The 19,457-nt window shown below is 58.7% G+C and carries 18 protein-coding genes; 14 read left to right on the top strand and 4 right to left on the bottom strand.

The genetic code is table 11. The features are described 5' to 3' along the window. Window positions 1–122: 122 nt before the first annotated feature. From D1823_RS08320 to D1823_RS08310, 3 genes are all read right to left on the bottom strand, one after another. Window positions 123–4,352 (bottom strand): thiopeptide-type bacteriocin biosynthesis protein, encoded by a 4,230-nt coding sequence (locus D1823_RS08320; protein WP_162896792.1) that lies wholly within the window; start codon window positions 4,350–4,352, stop codon window positions 123–125. Between the two features lie 98 nt (window positions 4,353–4,450). Next, window positions 4,451–4,843 carry a hypothetical protein gene (locus tag D1823_RS08315; protein WP_117869474.1) on the bottom strand — a complete coding sequence of 131 codons (393 nt, stop codon included), beginning with the start codon at window positions 4,841–4,843 and terminating at the stop codon, window positions 4,451–4,453. A gap of 253 nt (window positions 4,844–5,096) precedes the next feature. Beyond that, the gene (locus D1823_RS08310; protein ID WP_117869473.1) at window positions 5,097–5,768 is read right to left on the bottom strand and encodes a GntR family transcriptional regulator; all 672 of its coding nucleotides are present in this window, start codon (window positions 5,766–5,768) and stop codon (window positions 5,097–5,099) included. A 128-nt stretch (window positions 5,769–5,896) separates the two neighbouring features. Between D1823_RS08310 and D1823_RS08305 the strand changes: the two genes are divergently transcribed. The 5 genes from D1823_RS08305 (at window position 5,897) to D1823_RS08285 (ending at window position 10,090) form a co-directional block, all read left to right on the top strand. Beyond that, window positions 5,897–6,841, top strand: a complete 945-nt coding sequence (locus tag D1823_RS08305) for a glutamine amidotransferase (protein WP_117869472.1) — start codon at window positions 5,897–5,899, stop codon at window positions 6,839–6,841. Then, entirely contained in the window at window positions 6,838–7,551 is a 714-nt protein-coding gene (locus tag D1823_RS08300) for a glutamate synthase (protein ID WP_117869471.1), read from the top strand. Before D1823_RS08305 ends, D1823_RS08300 begins: the two co-directional genes overlap by 4 nt. Further along, entirely contained in the window at window positions 7,536–8,960 is a 1,425-nt protein-coding gene (locus D1823_RS08295) for an FMN-binding glutamate synthase family protein (protein WP_117869470.1), read from the top strand. The genes D1823_RS08300 and D1823_RS08295 overlap by 16 nt, the downstream gene beginning before the upstream one ends. After that, complete coding sequence (locus tag D1823_RS08290) at window positions 8,957–9,652, top strand: type 1 glutamine amidotransferase (RefSeq protein ID WP_162896791.1); 696 nt, start codon at window positions 8,957–8,959, stop codon at window positions 9,650–9,652. Before D1823_RS08295 ends, D1823_RS08290 begins: the two co-directional genes overlap by 4 nt. Window positions 9,653–9,739: 87 nt before the next feature. Next, window positions 9,740–10,090, top strand: coding sequence for a DUF1127 domain-containing protein (locus D1823_RS08285; RefSeq protein WP_117869468.1), 351 nt, complete (start codon window positions 9,740–9,742; stop codon window positions 10,088–10,090). Here D1823_RS08285 and D1823_RS08280 read toward each other — a convergent pair. Continuing rightward, on the bottom strand, window positions 10,087–11,226 hold the full coding sequence (locus tag D1823_RS08280; protein WP_117869467.1) for an FAD-dependent oxidoreductase: 1,140 nt from the start codon (window positions 11,224–11,226) through the stop codon (window positions 10,087–10,089). The two genes, D1823_RS08285 and D1823_RS08280, sit on opposite strands and share 4 nt — an antisense overlap. A 91-nt stretch (window positions 11,227–11,317) precedes the next feature. Between D1823_RS08280 and D1823_RS08275 the strand changes: the two genes are divergently transcribed. The 9 genes from D1823_RS08275 (at window position 11,318) to D1823_RS08235 (ending at window position 19,396) form a co-directional block, all read left to right on the top strand. Further along, a complete protein-coding gene (locus D1823_RS08275; protein ID WP_117869466.1) occupies window positions 11,318–12,610 on the top strand; it encodes a glutamine synthetase family protein in 1,293 nt (430 codons plus the stop codon). After that, window positions 12,610–12,876, top strand: coding sequence for a EutN/CcmL family microcompartment protein (locus tag D1823_RS08270; protein WP_117869465.1), 267 nt, complete (start codon window positions 12,610–12,612; stop codon window positions 12,874–12,876). Before D1823_RS08275 ends, D1823_RS08270 begins: the two co-directional genes overlap by 1 nt. 40 nt (window positions 12,877–12,916) lie before the next feature. Beyond that, window positions 12,917–13,225, top strand: a complete 309-nt coding sequence (locus tag D1823_RS08265) for a BMC domain-containing protein (RefSeq protein ID WP_117869464.1) — start codon at window positions 12,917–12,919, stop codon at window positions 13,223–13,225. 22 nt (window positions 13,226–13,247) lie between these two features. Then, entirely contained in the window at window positions 13,248–14,432 is a 1,185-nt protein-coding gene (locus D1823_RS08260) for a hypothetical protein (protein WP_117869463.1), read from the top strand. Beyond that, a complete protein-coding gene (locus D1823_RS08255) occupies window positions 14,432–15,811 on the top strand; it encodes an aldehyde dehydrogenase family protein (protein ID WP_117869462.1) in 1,380 nt (459 codons plus the stop codon). The genes D1823_RS08260 and D1823_RS08255 overlap by 1 nt, the downstream gene beginning before the upstream one ends. Beyond that, window positions 15,808–16,431, top strand: coding sequence for a BMC domain-containing protein (locus D1823_RS08250; protein WP_117869461.1), 624 nt, complete (start codon window positions 15,808–15,810; stop codon window positions 16,429–16,431). Before D1823_RS08255 ends, D1823_RS08250 begins: the two co-directional genes overlap by 4 nt. Then, a complete protein-coding gene (locus D1823_RS08245) occupies window positions 16,431–17,612 on the top strand; it encodes a malate dehydrogenase (protein WP_117869460.1) in 1,182 nt (393 codons plus the stop codon). Before D1823_RS08250 ends, D1823_RS08245 begins: the two co-directional genes overlap by 1 nt. Further along, on the top strand, window positions 17,609–18,019 hold the full coding sequence (locus D1823_RS08240) for a Rid family hydrolase (RefSeq protein ID WP_162896790.1): 411 nt from the start codon (window positions 17,609–17,611) through the stop codon (window positions 18,017–18,019). The genes D1823_RS08245 and D1823_RS08240 overlap by 4 nt, the downstream gene beginning before the upstream one ends. Before the next feature lie 96 nt (window positions 18,020–18,115). Then, window positions 18,116–19,396 carry an ABC transporter substrate-binding protein gene (locus D1823_RS08235; RefSeq protein ID WP_117869458.1) on the top strand — a complete coding sequence of 427 codons (1,281 nt, stop codon included), beginning with the start codon at window positions 18,116–18,118 and terminating at the stop codon, window positions 19,394–19,396. The last annotated feature ends 61 nt before the right edge of the window (window positions 19,397–19,457 follow it).

Below are 19,457 nucleotides of genomic sequence, written 5' to 3'. Positions count from 1 at the left end.
AGTGATCCACGTTTCCTTGACCCGTGCGCCGGGTGCTTCATTCGGGGGCAGGTGGTATTTGTAGACAGCCCATGCTTCGGAAGGACGGTTCAGGTTCCATTCTGCTGCCATGAGCATGCCGCCTAGGACGATATCCAGCCGTGGTTCAATTTGGTTCGATAATGTCGACAAAGCGCTTCGTGGATAACCGCCTCTTCTGCGGCAGTTCCCCAGTGGAGGATCCGGTTGACGGACATATGAGCGAGGCTTCCCAGAATGTCGGCCAAACTGCTTCCCAGCCGGCCATCCTGTTCTTCTCGTTGGAGGCATCTGAGATCCGGATGAAGCCTGGCGGCACGTGCATTCCAGCGAGATGGTCGCGAATGAATGCCCTTTCCCACACCTAGTTCATTCAGCACAACGCAGGCACTCTTCCATTCCTTACCCGTGGCCCGACGTGCCTTTCGGCACGACGCCGGGCCGCCGCCGTAGTTTTCCGAGCACCGCTCGGAGATCGCCAGCCGAACCCCTGTTGGGAGTTCGAGATCTTCAAACAGGGCATCAATACTAGCGACTGACGCCATCCATCGCCGGGATCGACTGATCTCTGGATCGTTGAGCACGTGAAGCGCAGCGATCGAGTCGGCGCCGAATATTCTCTCGCAGGCGCCGAGCCCCAGTTCTCCGCCGTATCGCGCCGTTTCAGGCAGGTACTCATCAACAAGAAACCTGTCTACCAATCCTCCGGCTGTTTTCTGCAAGTGAACAAGCACCCGGTTCCTCAGAACTCTGTCATGGTCGCTTGGGAACTTGAGGCGGAGGCGCAGTTCAAGCTCTGGGTCTGCGTATCTAACGAAGAACCAATTCTCGATAAGGTTGCGTTTCTGCCACAGCGCCAACCTGTTAGATTGCAGTTTCAGGAACTGTTCCAGCTTCATGGCATCCCCGAATAGCCGCAGATACAACCATGTTCCGGCCTCGTCAGCGCCGTATCCCCGCGGTTGCCATGCGGCCGGGTTGGCATCGTATTCGACATAAGGTGTATCAACTGGCTTTGCAGGGGCAAAAACCAGTTCAGAGGCCAATCGACCATGCGGTGAGTCGATCCACCAATCCTCTGGCGTTGGAAGGTACTCGCAGATCGAAAGCGGCCCTTTTTTCAACGTCTTGATCAGGTTCGCAGTGGAAAAGGGGTTGTCCAGATCCCATGGCGTGGCCATGTCACTGGCCTCATCTGTGGGGACTATGTATCGCGGCAGCTCCAGTTTTTGCCGCGTTGTTTCCAGCCAGCTTTCCTCTTTGCCCGATCTGATCACCTCTGTCGGAACACAAAGCCGCCACCGCTCCGGAGCAAGGATCACATTTCCAGCTGAGACCCTGGGCAAACGGTTTCGATTGCTTTGCGATTGCCATGACCAGATCACCGTCGGTTGCCTCATGTGCATCGCGATGTCGATGAGCAGAAGATAGACCGCCGGAGCCCCGGGAGGGCTTTGGTGGGCAGCATGCAGCTGTGGACTGACCTCGACGCTTTGGCGGCCCCAGAAAAGTCGGAACCGACTGCCATCGTGACGGATCCACAGATCGTGAAGCGGTATCTTCCTTTCCGGCGGCAAACCGCTGTCGCCGAGAATTTCGATTACATACCGGGAAAGGCTGGCGCGTCGCAGGATGTTGGATGACCGGGGGTCGGTGGCACACAGGATGTCTGCTTCGACAATTGTCGAATCCTTTTCACGCGTGGGGCTGTGTTGCATCAACGCGTCTGCGATCAACTGATTTCGTCTTGAGAAACGACCGAAAATCGCCTTTGGCCCGCCCGGAAAAATTCCCTCGGGATAGGCTGTCCAGACTGGCTTGTGCCCGGAACTGCGCCCTACCTTGCCCAAGAGAACGCCATCCTGGATGGCGAGAGGGGCCTGACCTGTGTTGTGGGCATGCAGGATCTCGATATCCTGCGCGGAAAGCCCCCATTCGCGCGCCTCCCAATCGGTTTCCAGCGGAAATTCCTGATGGTTGTGCCTGGGGGCATCACTTGACGATCCCGTACCTGTAACGAAATCCATTCGCAGCGGCATGCCGAGATATGCAAGCCCGCTTTCGGCGTCCACGGCCTGGCCGAGCAATACGGCGCGGTCGCTGTACCGGTCGAGGAACCGCCGTTCAAATTCCAGAAAACGGTTCGGCTTCGGCACGCGAAAGCCAATATTTTCCAATATGTTCCATGCGCTGGCCAGCGCTTGCTCCGCGCGCAGTGGTGTTTCCAACGTGTCGACGCAATGCGCATCGACATGAAGAAAATCACCCGTCCAACCCGGCGCAAGAGAGCCCGCTGTTCGCCCCAGTTGCTTTAACGCGATCATTGAAGTGTTTTCACGTGCGGCATCAAGAGCAGTCCCGATCTCCGTCAAGCCTCTCTTTTGAGGGGCGGTCATATCTCTTTCCAGCCGCTTCAGCGTTCTGGCGGTTGCGTCATGTCCCAGAAGTATTGGATCTCTCTGTGGTATCAGAGCCTCGGACCGACAGAGATCCGAGATCGTCACAGCAGATTTGAAAGCGCGATCCTTGAGGGCCGTTTCCAGATCGGAAACCGTGACAGAATCGACGTCAAAGATGAACTCTGCCAGATTGGAATCCGCCGCTGCAATGATCTGTTCGTGGTTCCAGGGCCCGTCGAGATCACCGTTGGTTATCCAGTGCAGAACGTCCTGTTCCCACCAGGCCGATGGATTGCATCGCACCCTCGTGCTTTGCGTCTCGGCGGTTCCGGCGGCAATATGTGCCAAAAATCCACAGTCCAGATCTATGTCCAGATGGTGGTCTGACACGGTAACGATGTCCTTGCCTGCAACAGGTATTGCCGCGCCCACTGCTGCGAATGCACCGAACGGCGTTGGGCGAAAACACATTCTGTAAATAAACCGAAACAAGGTGCCGAGAACTGCAGGTGAGAGGCGTTCGTCTTTTTCGAATTCGCGCATGACCATCGAGAAGAAACCGGGTCGCGCAATGAATAACGACAAGGCAAAGGCCTGATCGTGAAGTAACTCTGAAGCACGCTTTTCCAGATCCTTTTTTCCGGTGCTTTTAGTTACTCCGCTAAGATCATGCTGCGGCGAACGCAAACAAACACGAATTCCGAGAAAGGGACGAGAGCTGGGCAGTTTCGGTTGAGAATGACAATGATTAGGCTCCTCGACATCCAGCCCCATGAACTTCAGGTAGCTGAGATAATCTGCGTCGCTTAAGGCAAGCAATGCTAGCAAAACGCCACTCGAACCGGTCAGAAGGTCCGTCGATTGAAACGTTTTCCAGCCTGCGCCGATCGCGGGAAGCCCGTCCGGGCTCAATTCGCGTTCCACGAGGCTCAGAAGCCGTTCGGCGTGCTTTTCGATCAGGGAATCGACGTCTGCTTCGGGATTGAGAGACCGAATAGCGAGGGCCATCACCACAATTCCGGCATCGCCATGACATAGCCCTCCGTCATTGATGCCCGTCTCGCTGAGAGGTCTGGCAACGCAAGATGTCAGAACCCGTGATGTGATGTCGTGTATTTCGTCTTCCATCCCAATCAGCGCGGCCGCCGCGAGTGCGGTATAGATGATCCCAAGATCGCCGTAACACCACGCAAAACGTGACGGTACTTCCCACGCGTGGCTGAGCGCTGACATGCAGGGGAAGCAGGATGACAGACCGCTGTCCGAAAACGCGCCCCGATGCGAAAGAAGGAACAGGACCGCGTCTTTGAGGTCTTCGATGTGTCGTGGCGTGAACGCGTGCCGCCGACCCAAACGGGCCAGAGCCAGAACGGCACCGGGTGAACCGTGGGCCAATCCCATATTGACGAGGTAACGCGTTGTCTTCTGGGAACCAGCCTCGTCTTCCGGAGAGGAAAAGGGTTCTGTCCACGCCAATCCCCGCTCTGTTCGGGCCGAGTGCCTCCAAAGCTCCTCTGCCAAACGCAAACACAGCGTCTTCCCCCCAAGACGGGCCGTTTGGGATTTCGGTTCGCAAAGAAATACGGATATGCCTGCAAGCCCCGAAACGTGATCGAAATGTCCCATCCACGGAGCTTCGAGAAGGCGTTGCGCAACCGAACGCAGGGCACGGTCGAGCGCCAGTTGCGCTTCAGGATCGTTCGGATTGGCGTCCAAGGTATGACAGGCGAGCAACCCAAGACCGGCTCGGCCATCGAACAGTGAAACAGGGGCTCCGCGCAGTTCTCGGTCGCGAACCCAGATGGTAGAAAGGCGACGTGACGCAGCGTATCGCACCCGATCGTCATCCAGAAACCTGTCTGCCGCCAGCAATGCCAGCGCCTCTCCGGCGACAGCGCTTCCCAGCCCGATTGCATCAGTTCTGATCGGAGCCACAACGAGCGACCCTGCAATAGACCGTATGGCCGCATCAATCCTCGTTGATGAAATAGACATTGACTATGACAGTTTCCCCGCCAAACGGGATTCATCATTCAGCAGGCGTTCGGATGGCATCCTTTGCTGCTTGCACGGATACTGCACCAATTTGCGCAACAATTCTTCGCCCAACTGAACGTTCGGCGCGTCGGACCGCCAACGCTGCCGGCGTCGACGAAGCCGAAGGCAGGACCGGTGGAGGTAGGATTGAAGCCAGAATAATGATCCCCCAGTTCGCCCAAGGATTCGATGGATGTCAAAAGCGCGTCTACGCGGTGTTCGACGGTTTCCAGCCTGTCTTCCGGGCCGGGTTCCATGACGCGCATCAACTGGTCGAGACGTTGCTCGATCGCGGTCAGCCTGTCATCGACAGACCGGCATTCCGGATCTGTCTTTTCGCTTTCGGTGTAATCGGGTTCTTTGCGATTGTCGTTTTCGTCAGCACTCATTTCTCTCTCCAGAATCTGAGGTGGTCGAATAGTCGACTTGGGACCGCCTGTGGAAAAACGTGTCGTTCAAATATCAACTCCGATGGAATCGGAGAGTCTTTGTGATGAGAGATTTCAATAATATACGAAAACGAGCATTTTGTCATGGAGCAGGCAGAGCAACGCACAGTTGTCCCAATGGTACTTTCAGCGACCATGAGCTGGTGTCAGGCAGGCGAACCGGCACGGTCAATCTTGCCAACGGTTTTGTGCATCACCCGTTGTCCGCTTCTTTCAGCCCCTCGATCTGCAAATCGAACCCGGCCTGAATATGGGCAGTGAAGGTTTCCAATGCTTCTGTCACGTCTCCGGTTTCAATCGCGTCGACAAGCGCCTGATGATCACCGAGGGATTTTGAGATGTCGACATTTTCAATTGCGGAAAACAGGTGAAAGGCCATGGCCTTGCCCCAGATCATGTCAAACATGTCCAGCAGGAACTTGTTTCCCGCTTCGACCATAAAGGCGCGGTGAATGCGTCGGTTGGCAATGAAATAGTCGCGTGTCGTAGGGTTGGTCAGGTTTTCTTCGCGCCGAATCAATTCGCGCAGACCGTCCAGAACCGTGGGTTCCGCATGGGCCGCGAGAATCCGCGCAGCCTGACCTTCGATTGCAGCGCGGGCCTGATACAGTTGCCGGACTTCGGTTTGATCCATGCGTGCGAGCCGGAATCCACCGCTTGCGGCGACTTCCAGAACCCCTTCGGTTTCCAGCCGCATCAGAGCCTCGCGAACCGGGGTGCGGCTGATATTCAGCTCTGCTGCCAGTTTCTCCTGAACCAATCGATCTTCTGTAGATATTTCGCGGCTCATTATGGCTTCGACCAGTTGATCATAAACCTCGTCCGCCAGCCGTCTGCGCTGTGTCTTTATCTGTTTCAGAGCCACTCGGAGCCTCTCTTTCCGTGTTTTGTGAATTCTGTATTCAAAAAAGCATCTGGTGCCAAGGCGAATGGGCTTGCTATTGCTCGTGTACTGTATACAGTATACAGACGCAATTGAACAGGGAGCAATTCATGTGTGGTATCGCTGGAAGGATTCTAACCGCACCCGGGCAGGTCGGGGCGGATCTGGTGGACCTGATGGATGCGCAGGAACACCGTGGCGCAGATAGCACCGGGTTTGCAGTTTATGGGCCACCACGAGACACCGGATACGTTTTGCGGGGGATGGGTTTTGATAAATCCCGGCAGGATGCTGACCTGGAAGCGTTTGAGGCGGTTTTGAAAGATCACGGCTCTGGCTTTCTGTCTGACCCGAAGATCGTAGCTGATGAGAACCGGCATTATTGCTTCCGGGCGGAAATCTCGGACCCGGCTGATCTGCAGGCCTGGGTGCGGGATGCAGATGAACTGACGGACCGGTTCGAAGTGCAGTCCTGTGGCCGTAGCCTTGAGATCATCAAGGATATCGGCGGGGCGGAAGCGGTTGCCGAAAAACATGGCGTGCGTGACATGATCGGAACTCACGGTCTGGGTCATGCGCGGCTTGCGACGGAAAGCTCGGTCCTGCCCAACGCTTCGCACCCGTTCTGGGCACGTCCCTTCTCGGATGTGGCGATCGTGCATAACGGCCAGATCACCGACTATTTCACATGGCGCGATAAGCTGAGCCGGAAGGGCTATCGCTTTTTGACCGAGAATGACAGCGAGTTGATTGCGGTCTGGGTCAGCGACCAGATGAAAGCTGGCCTGACGATGGAGCAGGCGCTGAAGAAGTCGATTACCTCTATCGACGGGGTATTTACATACATGATCGCAACGCCGGACGGGATCGGCTTTGCCAAGGATCGGTTCGCGATGAAGCCGCTGGTTGTGGTCAATCGCAATGGGGATCTGGCCGCCGCGACCGAGGAACAGGCTGTTCGTCGCGTGATGGCCGAGGAATGCGACGTGATCAACTATGATGGCCCTTCGCTGACCGGCATCTGGGGTGTCGGCAACCGGAGCCTGGCAGCATGAGCGAGGTAGCAAGACAGATGGATGAAATCGTCATCGAAGTCGGCAAGCGGCATATTCGTGAGGTGAACCGGGATATCATGGCCGCCTGCGCATCAGGACAGCCGATCCGGGTTGTCGATACGCTGTCGCGGCACAATCTGGGCGTGGGTCTACCGGACAATGTGGACATCACCTTCGAAGGCTCAGTGGGATATTATTGCGGCGGTTTGAACACTGGCGCCAACATCTCCATCGAACGCAATTGCGGGTGGGCCGTGGGCGAGGGGATGGCCAAGGGTCACATCACTGTCGGCGGCTATGCGGGCATGTCTTGCGGGGCGGCGATGATTGGCGGCACCATCCATGTCAAAGGTGATGCGGGGCCACGGGTGGGCGTCGCCATGAAGGGCGGCAACATCGTGGTCGAAGGCAGGATCGGCTATCAATCCGGTTTCATGGCGCACGCGGGACGGATCATTGCGCTGGGCGGTGCAGGTGAATCCTGTGCAGACGCGCTGTGGGAAGGCGAGGTTTGGGTCGCAGGCGAAGTTGACAGTCTGGGCGTGGACGTCGACGTGATCGAACCCACTGCTGAAGAGGTGGCCGAGGTCGATGCGATCCTTGATCCTCTGGGGCTGGTCGACAGCTCTCGTAACTGGCGCAAAATGGTCTCTGGCCAGCGTCTTTGGTATTTTGAAAGCAGGGACGCAAGCGCATGGCTCATGATCTGAGTAAACCCTATGAGTATCCGTTCGAAGTCGCGTCCGAGGAAGAAATAAGGTTCCGCGATGCGGGTGCGGTCGAAGGTCGGCCGGCCGGTGTGCCTTCGTCCTATGATGAGGGGGGATCGACCCGCTGGACACCCGAAGCGATATCGGAAGTTCACGCACTGGCGCAGCTTGGGCGGTATCAGGTGCGTGGCTACAATACGTTCAATAAGCAGTTGCCGACATTCGACGATTTGACATTTGTCCCGGCGACAATGACCCGCCTGCCGCTGGAAGGGTACCGCGAGAGCTGCGATACGACGACAGTTCTAGGTGGCGGGCGCGGATTGGTGGAACGGCCACTGGAACTGAAAATCCCGATCTATATCGCATCGATGTCTTTCGGCGCGCTCTCGGCCTCGGCCAAAGCGTCGCTTGGTTATGGGGCCTCGAAGGTGGGTACCATGACCTGCACCGGCGAAGGCGGCATGCTGGAAGAGGAGCGCGAAGCCTCCCAGCGCCTGCTCTACCAGATGTCGCCCGCCCGCTATGGAGTCGATCTGGATCACCTGCGCCGGGCCGATGCCTTGGAGATTGTTGTGGGGCAGGGGGCCAAACCGGGCACCGGCGGTTTGCTGCTGGGTATGAAAGTCAGCCCGCGCGTCAGCGAGATGCGCACTTTGCCGGAAGGGGTCGATCAGCGATCCACCATCCGGCATCCGGATTTTCTAGGGGCAGACGATCTGGCGGTCAAGATCGAGGAACTGCGGATCGCCACGAACTATCAGGTGCCGATCTTCATCAAGATGGGGGCGACACGGCCCCGGTTCGACGTGGCCGTGGCCGCAAAGGCCGGTGCCGATGTGGTTGTGGTTGACGGGGCCGAAGGCGGCACCGGTGCTTCGCCCGAGTTGCTGCTGAATCATACTGGCATTCCGACCATGAGTGCCATTCGCGCAGCACGCGAAGCGCTGGATGAGTGTGGGATGAGCGGCAAGGTCTCGCTTGTCGCCGCGGGGGGTATTCGATCAGGTGTGGACGCGGCCAAATGTCTGGCACTTGGGGCGGACGCGGTCATGATCGGGAACGCCGCGATGGTCGCGCTGGGGTGCAACACTCCGAGGTATCTGGACGATTATAAGGCGTTGGGCACATCGCCGGGGGCGTGCCATCACTGCCATACGGGCCGCTGCCCGGTTGGGATCGCGACGCAGGACCCTGACCTTGAAGCGCGTATGAACCCGCATGCAGGTGCAGAGCGCGTGGCCCGGTATCTGACCGCGATGACAATGGAGATCACGGCGCTTGCCAAGGCCTGCGGCAAATCCTCGGTACATAATCTGGAAACCGAAGATCTGCGCGCGCTCAGTTTTCAGGCCTCGGCCTTTACCGGCGTCAAGATGGCGGGCATCGACCGGGCCTTCGACTGGTGAGGATTGCGCTTCTTGAACTGACCCTCCATCCCTTGCCACTGCTTGAGGGTCTGCCGCGGACGGCTCATCAGATCCGCGCATGGCTTGAACCGCATCTGCCCGAAGCCCGATTTTCCACGGTGGATGTGGTCGATGGCGTGCCATTGCCGCAGTTCAGGGATTTTGATGGGGTTGTTGTCGGAGGGTCCGAATTCGGCGTCTATGATGACACGGAATGGATGCGGCCCCTTCGCGATTTCCTGGAAATGTGCCGGGACCATGCCAAGCCGGTCTTCGGCATCTGCTTTGGCCATCAGATCATGGCGGATGTCTATGGGGGCAAGGCCGAGAAGACCAAGGTCGGCAATGTCGTCGGTGCACGAGGCTTTGACTATGGCGGAGCCAGCGTTGACGCCTTTGTCTGGCATCAGGATCAGGTCACGTGTGTTCCGCCTTCGGCGCAGGTGACGGGGTCGGCGGATCACTGCCCGGTAGGGGCCTTGGATTATGATTTCCCGGCCCGTTCCGTGCAATTCCATCCCGAATACAGGGCAAGCCATCTGCGTGAATTATTTGTGCGCGGGCGCGACGTGTTTCTTACCGCGCGCGAGGCGGACGAGGGGCTGGCCTCACTTGAAACGGCGCATGTATCGAAGGATCTGGCCGCTTTGCAGGCGGTTGAATTGTTTCGCAATGCCAGCGGTGGGCCGTGAGATCTAACAGCCCGCTTGATCCTGATCAATTCCGGCTTTGAAGTACTGTGTATACTGTATCCATAACGTGGTGGAGGAGGCCGCGAGATGTCGGGATACACAGATTTCTTTCAGAAAATAGCGCGGATTGTCAGTACACCTCGGGATGAAAGCCTGAGTGACAGGGAGCTTTCAGACCTTGGGTTGTCCCGCGCGGATCTGGCTATGTTGCGATCGGGCGCGCCACAGGCACGAGAGCGTATAATTACCATGGCCGGGCAATTCGGACTGACCGAGGCAGATCTGAACGCGCACTCGGAACTGGGGTTGGAGCTGGCGGAAAAATGCGGGCATTGCCTTCAGGCCGAAACCTGCCGTGACGCAATCCGGGCGGGCGCGCGTCTTCCCCAGGGCAAGTGCCCAAATGCTGGAATTTATCGCGCCCTCTTGGATGGTTAGCGTCCGCTGGGGCTTTCCTTCGGGCTCAGTTTTCTTCGACCTGCGATCTTGAACCGATCCGCGGTCCCAAAATCCTTCAACCCGACACCCGCCGCGAATTCTGCAAACACAGGGGCGTGCTTGAACAAATGGCCAGAGCATCCGCCAGCGAACAGCACGTTTTCATGCTCGGGGTGCCAGTCGGCAATGAAATGTGTATCCGGGGTCAGAATGATCTGGTTGAACTTGGAATCCACAACCCGTTGCCCCTCCAGCCCCGGCAGCCGGTGACGGATATAGCTGCGTGTGCGGCCCAGCGTTTCCTGGCGGATCAGCCGTTCATCATTGTCCAGATCGATCTTGTCCGGGATGACAACCGCGGCCTTTACGCCGGATCCTTCGGACGACGGCAGGCCAAAGGACCCTTGCCCGTGATCGATCCAGCAGGGCATTCGGCTCATGTCGAAATCTTCCGACCCGTCGGGTGTCGAGGTGTAGAGGACATTGACGCCAACTACGGTCGAGATCGGCTTGATCGTTCTGGGAAACATGTCGGCCATCCATGGGCCGGTCGCCATGATGATCAGATCGGCCTCAAGCGGTTTGTCGTCAAGCATCGGACGTTCCGACCCATCCGTGGTGACGCGACCGCGCCGTACTTTGCCTCCTGCCTTTCGGAACAGATCCAAACCGGTCAGAACGCATCGATGGGCCATCAGCATTCCGGCTTCGGGTTCGAACAACGCATATTCGATGTCGGTGACCTTGAACTGAGGGAACCGCGATTCGATATCCTGCTGACCGAATTTGTAGTAGGGCACCCCGACCCGGTCGAAAGTCTGTGCGGTTGCGTCTTCCCAATCGCAATGTCCCGCAGTCGCCAGAATCAACGCGCCGCATTCGTACATCAGGTTCTGGCCGCTTTCGGCCTGCAGTTCCAGCCATCGCAGGCGGCTTTCGCGCGCCCACCGCGTATAGAACTCGTCCCGCCCGGATATGGCACGGATCACTCTGTTGTAATCTGTTGAAGATGCACGGGAATGTCCCGGTTCCCACCTGTCGATCAGTGTCACGGTCTCGCCGCGCCGTTGCAGTGTAAGCGCCGTCATGACGCCAACTATGCCGCCTCCGACAACGATAACCGAGCTTTTGGACATGGCGCAGATTTTCCTTGTTTCCTGACTGGCGTTGTGAATACTGTATACAGAATACAGCAATTATAAAGCTAAAAACAGGGAGCACGCGCAAATGAGTTCGGGGTTTGATCTGCCCGAGGGCACGCATACCGTCATTCTTGGTGTCGGGGATCTCAACGGCATCATGCGTGGCAAGCGCATTCCGGCCAGCCATTGGGATCATGTCTGCAAAAGCGGCAATGCTCTGTCGATTGCGCTGCTGGCGATCGATATGACCTGCGACGTCTGGGATACGCCTTACGTCAATTTCGACAACGGTTATCCCGACATGCATGTCTTTCCGATGACAAAGCCTGTCGCCGTCCCGTGGGAGCCGGGCGTGGCCGTCTGTTTTGGCCGCGCTGAGGGCATGGATCACAAACCGGTGCCGATCGATCCGCGTCAGGCTTTGGTGCGGCAGGTGGACCGGGCCCGCGATATGGGGTTCGAGGTGAATGTCGGCACGGAACTGGAATTCTACCTTCTGGACCCGGAAACCGGCCAGCCGCGCGACACGGGCATCCAGGTCTACGGCCTGGGCCGCGCCGCCCGGATGGAACACATCGTTGGCCCGATCCGTCAGCAGATCAATGAATGTGGCATTCCCATCGAACAGTCCAACCCGGAATATGCAGCCGGCCAGATCGAGGTCAATATTCGTTATGGTGAAGCTCTGGCAGCTGCGGATCGTGTCGTTCTGTTCAAATCTCTGATCCGCCAGTTGGGCATCGCGCACGACTATCTGGCGACGTTCATGCCCAAGCCGTTTTTTGATCAATCGGGCAACGGGTTTCATACGCATTACTCGCTGTGGAAGGACGGCAAAAACGTCTTTGCCGACAATGGCAAGATCAATGACATCGGCAAATCCTTCATCGCAGGTCTGCAACAGCGCATGTGCGAGACGGCGATTTGCGGCAGCGGCACGGTCAACGGATATCGCCGTCGCCAGCCCTATACATTCTGCCCGATCAACACGAGCTGGGGCTATGACAACCGGACAGTTGGTATCCGGGTCATCGAAGGCTCGGACAGCGCCGTGCGGGTGGAAAAGCGCGACGCTGGTGCAGACGCCAACCCGTATCTGTTGCTTGCGGCCGAGATTGCCGCCGGGCTCGACGGGATCGAACAGGGGCTGTCCCCCTCTGAGCCGACGACAGGCAACGGGTATGAGGAAGGGATCGGAGATCCAATTCCCACCGATTTGCCAACCGCCATCAAACTGGCGCGCGGATCAGAATGGCTACGGGATGTCATGGACGAAATGCTGTGGGATCTGGTGCTGCAACAGGCGGAGCGAGAGCTGGAATTCTTCAATCAACAGGTCACCCAGGTCGAACTGGACCGCTACCTGAGGGCGTTCTGATGCACTTGGGCAAGGTCGCTGGAACTGTCACGGCAACTGCCAAGGATGCCAGGCTTGTTGGAACAAAGCTGCTGGTGACGGATCTGGTCGACAGCAAGGGCAGCTTGATCGATCCCGCACGGGTTGCGGTCGATACCTGCGGCGCTGGGGTTGGGGACATGGTTCTGGTTGTCAGCGGGTCTGCGGCCCGTATGGCGACCGGGTTGTCCACGGCCCCCGTGGACATGGCCATCATCGCGGTGATCGACCGCGTCTCGACGACCTGAATCACGATACGCGAAACATCAATTTTGGGAGGAACAAAAAATGGCGAAACCAGTGGCAGGGCAGATGGCCCTGGGCATGATCGAAACACGTGGCCTGGTCGGCGCGATTGAAGCCGCGGATGCGATGGTCAAGGCAGCCAGTGTTGCCATCGTGGGTCAGACCAAGGCTGGCGGCGGGCTGGTGACGACCCTCGTGCGCGGAGAGGTCGGCGCGGTCAAGGCCGCCACTGATGCCGGCGCAACAGCGGCCAACAAGGTGGGCGAGGTCGTCTCGGTTCACGTGATCGCACGACCGCATGACGAGCTTGAGGCAATCATCGACGGGCTGGGTGCCGGGTCGTCGGCCTGATCAACCCCTTTGAGGAGGTACCATGTCAGCCGGTTTCGAGGATTTCACGCGCGCGGTGACACGTGGCGCGACACGGGATGCACCCGTTGCCCAAAGGTTTGAGCGCATTGCAGTATTGGGTGGCGGCCCGGATGCCCGTCTTCTGGCAGCGCTGTGTCTGGCGGAAGGGGCTGAGGTTACGCTGTTTTCGGCCTATGGGGCGGAACTGTCACTGCTTGCCCAATCCTCGGGCATTGGCATTAGCGGCGAAGGGCCTGTGGGCACGTATCAGGTGGATCGCGACGGGCCTTCAATCCGCACCACGGCAGAGTTGGATGCAGCAGTGCGGGGCGCACAGGCGATCTTTCTGACCGGACCGATCCATAAACAGCGCACCTATTCCATGGTGCTGGCCGATCATCTGCACGATGGTCAGGTGCTGGTTCTGGCGCCGGGTCGTTCTCTGGGCGCGGTTGAAGCGGTCTGGATGCTGCGAATAGGAGGCTGTACCGCAGACGTAACTCTTGTCGAGGTACAGGGCCTGCCGTACTGGTATCAGGCTGAAGGTGCAGGGCTGACCCTGACGCAGGCGGCGCCGATGGCCGCGGCAACACTGCCGCGTGGACGCACGGACGCTCTTGAGGCGCTGCGACCCTACCTTTCAAACATCCTGCCGGTGGATTCGGTTCTGTCGTCAGGCTTCGCCGATCTTTCCGCAGCGGTCGAGATACCGGCATTGATCCTTGGTGGCGCAGGGCTGGGGTCTGGTGGACCGGATTTGCCGATGGGCGGGGTGCCGCTGGAAGGCAATCGGACTTTTGCCGCACTCATAGGACCGGATCAGCGTAAGGTGATCCATGGATTGGCTGACGAAAGGCGACAGGTCGCACAGGCCTTTGGCGTTCGAAACCTGCCCGAGACCGATGACTGGATCACGACCTTTGCCGGAGCCGAGCGTGGATCGGGTGCGCGTCCGGTCCCGGATCGGCAGGCCGCGCGCCAGTTGATGCGCGACGGCGTATTGGGGTCATTGGTGCCCCTCGTTTCAGCCGCAAAGCTCGCAGGTTTGACCGCACCTTTGACGGAAAGCCTGATCTGCGTGACAGACCGTCTTCTGGGTGCTGACGTGGCCGCGTCCGGGCGCAGGCTGGAGACCATCGGAATTTCCGCAGGCGATGTCGATCAGGCCCGCCGCATCTTTGACACCATTGCCACCGGAGCCTCGTGATGGACGCTGATCTGAAATCCATCGCCGCCGCACGGCGCGCTGCTGAAACGGCTTTCGAAGCCTATCGCGCCTTTCTCGGCACTGACCGTGCACAGGTGGATGCCATCGTCGATGCCATGGCTCGGGCGATCGAACCTGAAGCCGAACGGTTGGGGCAATTGGCGGTCGAGGAAACCGGGTACGGCAATGTACCAGACAAGCGGGTCAAGAATCTGTTCAACGCATTGTCGGTCGCCGATTACCTGCGGGATGTCACGACGCTGGGCCTGTTGTGGCGGGACGACGCGACAAAGATCGCAGCTTTCGGAGAGCCGATGGGTGTGGTCGCGGCGCTTATCCCGGTGACAAATCCAACATCCACGATCATCTACAAGGTTCTGTCTGCAGTGAAGGCGGGAAATGCCGTTGTCTGTGCCCCGCATCCGCGCGGCGTGGAATGCGGGAAGGAAACCGTCCGCATCATGGCACGCGTTGCCGAACAGATGGGCGCGCCCAAGGGGTTGATACAATGCCTGGACGCCGTGACCATTCAAGGCACCGCCGAGTTGATGAAGCATCGCCGCACTTCTGTCGTCATGGCGACTGGTGGCCCGGCTATGGTCAAGGCCGCCTATTCCAGCGGTAAGCCGACGCTCGCAGTAGGGGCGGGGAACGTGCCGTGTTACGTGCACAAATCCAAGGCCCGCGATCTGTCCGAAGTTGCCGAGATGATCGTGACGTCAAAAAGCTTCGACTACGGCACGGCCTGTGTCAGTGAACAGGCAGTGGTCGTCGATCCTGAAATTGCTCGCGATCTGCGCCACGAACTGAAACTCAAAGGCGCTTACTTCTGTACCCCGGCCGAGGCTGATCGGCTGGCACGGGTCATCTTCAAAGGAGTGCAGGCAATGGATCCCGAACGCGTCGGCCAAAGCCCTCAGGCGCTGGCCGATGCTGCCGGGTTCTCTATACCGCCGCGCACGCGCTGTCTGGTGTCGGAAGAAACCGAAGTGGGGTGGCAACGCCCGCTTTCGGCCGAAAAGCTGAACCCGGTGCTGGCCTTTTACGAGGCGAAGTCCACTGATCACGGCATCGAACTGGCGCAATCCATTGCCAAATTCGAAGGTTGGGGGCATTCCTCGGTCATCCATTCCGACGATCCCGAGGTGGTCGCTCGTTTTTCCACCGTGCCCACGGGCCGGGTACTGGTGAACACGCCGGGGATAATGGGCGGAATGGGGTATTCCACCGACCTTGAACCTTCCTTCATGCTGGGTACCGGCACGTGGTCGGGGTCGATCACCTCGGACAACGTCACCGCCCTGCATCTCATCAACATCAAGCGGGTCGCTTACGAAAGCAGACCCTGGCGCGACATTTACGAGGAGTATGGCGCATGAGCGAGATCACGATCCGGGCGCTGATGCAGATCGACAACCTGCAACCGAAATTCGCCGCCTATAACGGTGCGACGGTGCAAGGGTCAGTGCCTTTGTCCGGTGACACCGTGCTGATCGGAGAGTTCGCGCCGGGCAATGGCGTATTCTCGCTGATCGACAGGGCACTCAAGGCGTCCTCGGTCGAGGCGACGACGCAGATGGTAGAGCGCGAGTTCGGATTCTTCATCCTCCGCTCGCCTTCAAACGCCGAAGTGTCCGCTGCACGGGACGCGATGCTGGCCGAACTTGGGGCTTCCATGACAGACCGTTTAAAGCCTGCGATCAGTTCCACACAGATCATTACCAGTGTCGAACCCTATCAGGCGCAGCTTTTGAACAAATGGCGCAAGGGTGCGTTGATCGTGCCGGGGCAGACGTTGGGGATCGTGGAATGCGCGCCCGCCGCCTACATCTCGATTGCCGCAAATGAGGCCGAGAAAGCCGCCGAGATTGACATCGTCGAGGTGCGCGCGGTGGGGCGGTTTGGTCGCTTGTTCATCTCGGGGTCTGAAAACTCGGTCGAAACCGCCGTCGAGGCCGCGACGCGTGCAGTCGAGGCGGTGGACGGGCAGGGCGGCTGATGGCAACCCCACGCGTCATAGGCTCGGATGCGGTCGAAGATGCGCGCCGCCGGGGCAGGATCGTATTCGAGGTTTTGCCGGGTGACATCGTGACGGCTCTCGCGCGTGAAACCGCCGAGCGTGTTGGTATCTCATTGGTGGACGGCCCGCTGGAGCGACCGAAACCGCCGCGTACGGATGGTGCTGTTTCAATGCGCCGGGTGCTGTACCGTCGTTCACCCAAATGGGTTGCGCCTTCGCGTGCGCCGCGCAAAGCCCGCAGGCTGGGCAAGCTTGCCTTGATCGGGGCAGGGGGTGTTGGCGGAAATATCGCGCATCTGGCGGCGATGGCGGACATAGCCGATGAAATCGCGCTGATCGACATCACTCCGGGATTGGCGGCTTCTACCGCGCTGGACCTCAATCATACGTCCGGGATCACCGGTGCGAGGGCCCGATGTGTCGGTGGCGAAGCGATGGATCTGGTGGCCGGGGCAGACGTGGTTGTCGTCACTGCCGGACGAGCCCGCCGTCCGGGCATGACACGTGCAGATCTGATCGATGTGAACGCCCGCGTGATCCGTCAGTCAGCCGAAGCCATCCGGTCAGCCGCGCCTGATGCAATCGTGATCGTGGTGACTAACCCGCTGGACGAAATGACGGTCGAGATGCTGCGCGCTTCAGGTTTTCCCCGCGAACGGGTTTTGGGTATGGCAGGAACGCTGGACAGCAGCCGGTTTCGCAACGCGCTGGCGATGGCCGCAGGTGTCACACCTGTGGACGTCGAAGCGTTCACACTTGGCAGCCATGGGGATGAAATGGCCCCGATCCCCAGCCGTGCGAAGATCAAGGGGCGTCCGCTGGATGTATTTCTGTCCCGCGAACAGATCGAAGCCTGCGTTCAGGATGCGATCACCGGGGGTGGTCAGGTGGTCGCGCTCCGGAAATCAGGTTCTGCAACGATAGCTCCGGCTCATGCTTCGATCGAATTGATTGATCACATTCGGGGTGCGCGGACAGGCCCGGTTCCGGTGTCGGTCATGTTGCGGGGTGAATACGGCATCGACGGTGTCGTGCTGGGAGTGCCAGCCCATCTTGGTGCAGGCGGATTGGTAGAGGTTGAGGAGCTGCGGCTAACCGCCGAAGAAAACGCGGCATTGAAAAACGCGGCCGAGGCGATCCGGGTGAGGCTGGGCCTGTGACCGTGCGCTTTTGGAAATCCGGCGGACGGTTTGAAGAAGTGGCCTCGTACTCTCGGGCCAAACGCATAGGCCCCTTTGTCTGGGTTGCCGGAACAACGGCCATCGAGCCGACGGGCCGCATCCACGCGCCGGGAAACGTTGGCGCACAGACCCTTTATATCCTGTCACGTATCGAGGACGCGCTGAAAGAGGTTGGCGCCGAACTGCGACATGTGGGGCGGGTGCGCGCCTACCTGACTGATCTGTCCCAAGCAGGCGCGTTCGCGCAGGCGCACGGCGAATTTTTCAAGGGGATCGATCCAGCTCTGACAGCCGTTCAGGCAGGGCTTACCCAGCCCGGACTGATGGTGGAAATTGACGTGGATGCTGTGATCCACGGTGAAAACGGCGAAATCAGCGGATTCTGAACATGAGTCTTCAAGAAAGGATTTGATCGAACCATCTTCTTGTGTACTGTATACAGAATACAAGAAAGGCATAATGAGACACAGGGAGCTAATGTGATGATCAAGACAGCGCTGCTCAGCGGAACATGCATCGCGCTCATGGCCTCGGCGGCCGGAGCGGAAATCAAGGTAGGATTCATTGGATCGCTTTCCTCGGACACAGGATTGTCGACCCTGCGCGGGGCCGAGATTGCGATTGAAGAGCTCAACGCAAATGGTGGCGTGATGGGCCAACAGATCACCCTGGTCTCGGCAGATACCGGCCAGGATCCGACCGAAGGCATCCGGGCCTATGAATACCTTGCGGAAACGGAAGAGGTTGATTTCATCATCTCGGGTTCGATTGACGATGTGTCGCTGGGATGGCTGCCCCGAATGCAGGAGTACCGGATTCCAACGCTGGACACCTGGACATCCTATATCGGCATCATCGACATGGTTGTCGAAGACCCTGAGGGCATGGCGCCCTATTTCATGAACATCGCCTCGGATGAGGCGCTGGCCACGTTGTACATCAACTTTGGCGCAGATGTTCTGAAGGAAAAGATGGGGTGGGATTCCGTTGTCATTCTGGCGGAAGATACTGCCTTTGGCGAGGCAATCACCGGCCTTGTCACCGAAGCGCTTGCACCGGTTGCCGGCATCGAGGTCAAGGACATCATCACCTATGACGTTGCCACCGTCGATTTCGCTCCGATCTTCAGCCGCGCGCAAGATACCGGGGCGGACTTCATCTATCAGGTCTCGTCGGTGAATTCGCAGGTTGTGTCATCGCAATATGTGAAGCTTCAGGTGCCGATGGCGATGACGGGTGTGAACGTCGCTGCACTGGGGATGGAGTATTGGGAAGATACGGGCGGTGCCGGGGGCGGTATCTCGACCTTGTCGCCAATTCCTTCGGTTGGATTTCGGCTTGATCCGGCCAGCCAGGAATTTGTCGACACCTATCAGGCCAAGTATGACAGCCGTCCGCTGCTGCCGCATTTCAACGGGTTCAATGCCTATCATGGGCTGAAACAGGCCATGGCCGCAGCCGAGGAGGCCGGTGGTTTCGACAATGTCGAAGGCTGGGCCGATGCAATGAAGAAACAGGATCTGGTTCTTGAGCTGGATGGCCAGCTGTGGCTGCGCTACGCCTTCTGGGGTGATGACGAGGTAGAGCCTGTGACCGGCCGGACGTACCCGCACAATATCCGTTTTGATCTGTCCGAGCCGTTTGACGATGCCGCACCGTCAATGGTTGTGGTCCAGTGGTACGAGGACGGCACCGCCGCCGTTGTCTACCCCGAGAAATACGCGACGGGTGAATTCACTTTGCCAAGCTGGGTCAAGCAGTAACCTGTCCGTTCGCTTAGCTTGAAACGGGTGCGCGAGGTCGCGCACCCGCAGCCAGGGATCC

This window comes from Ruegeria sp. AD91A, assembly GCF_003443535.1.
GTDB lineage: Bacteria > Pseudomonadota > Alphaproteobacteria > Rhodobacterales > Rhodobacteraceae > Ruegeria.
Note: the sequence above shows the minus strand (reverse complement) of the source record. Positions and strands in the feature narration are given on the sequence as shown.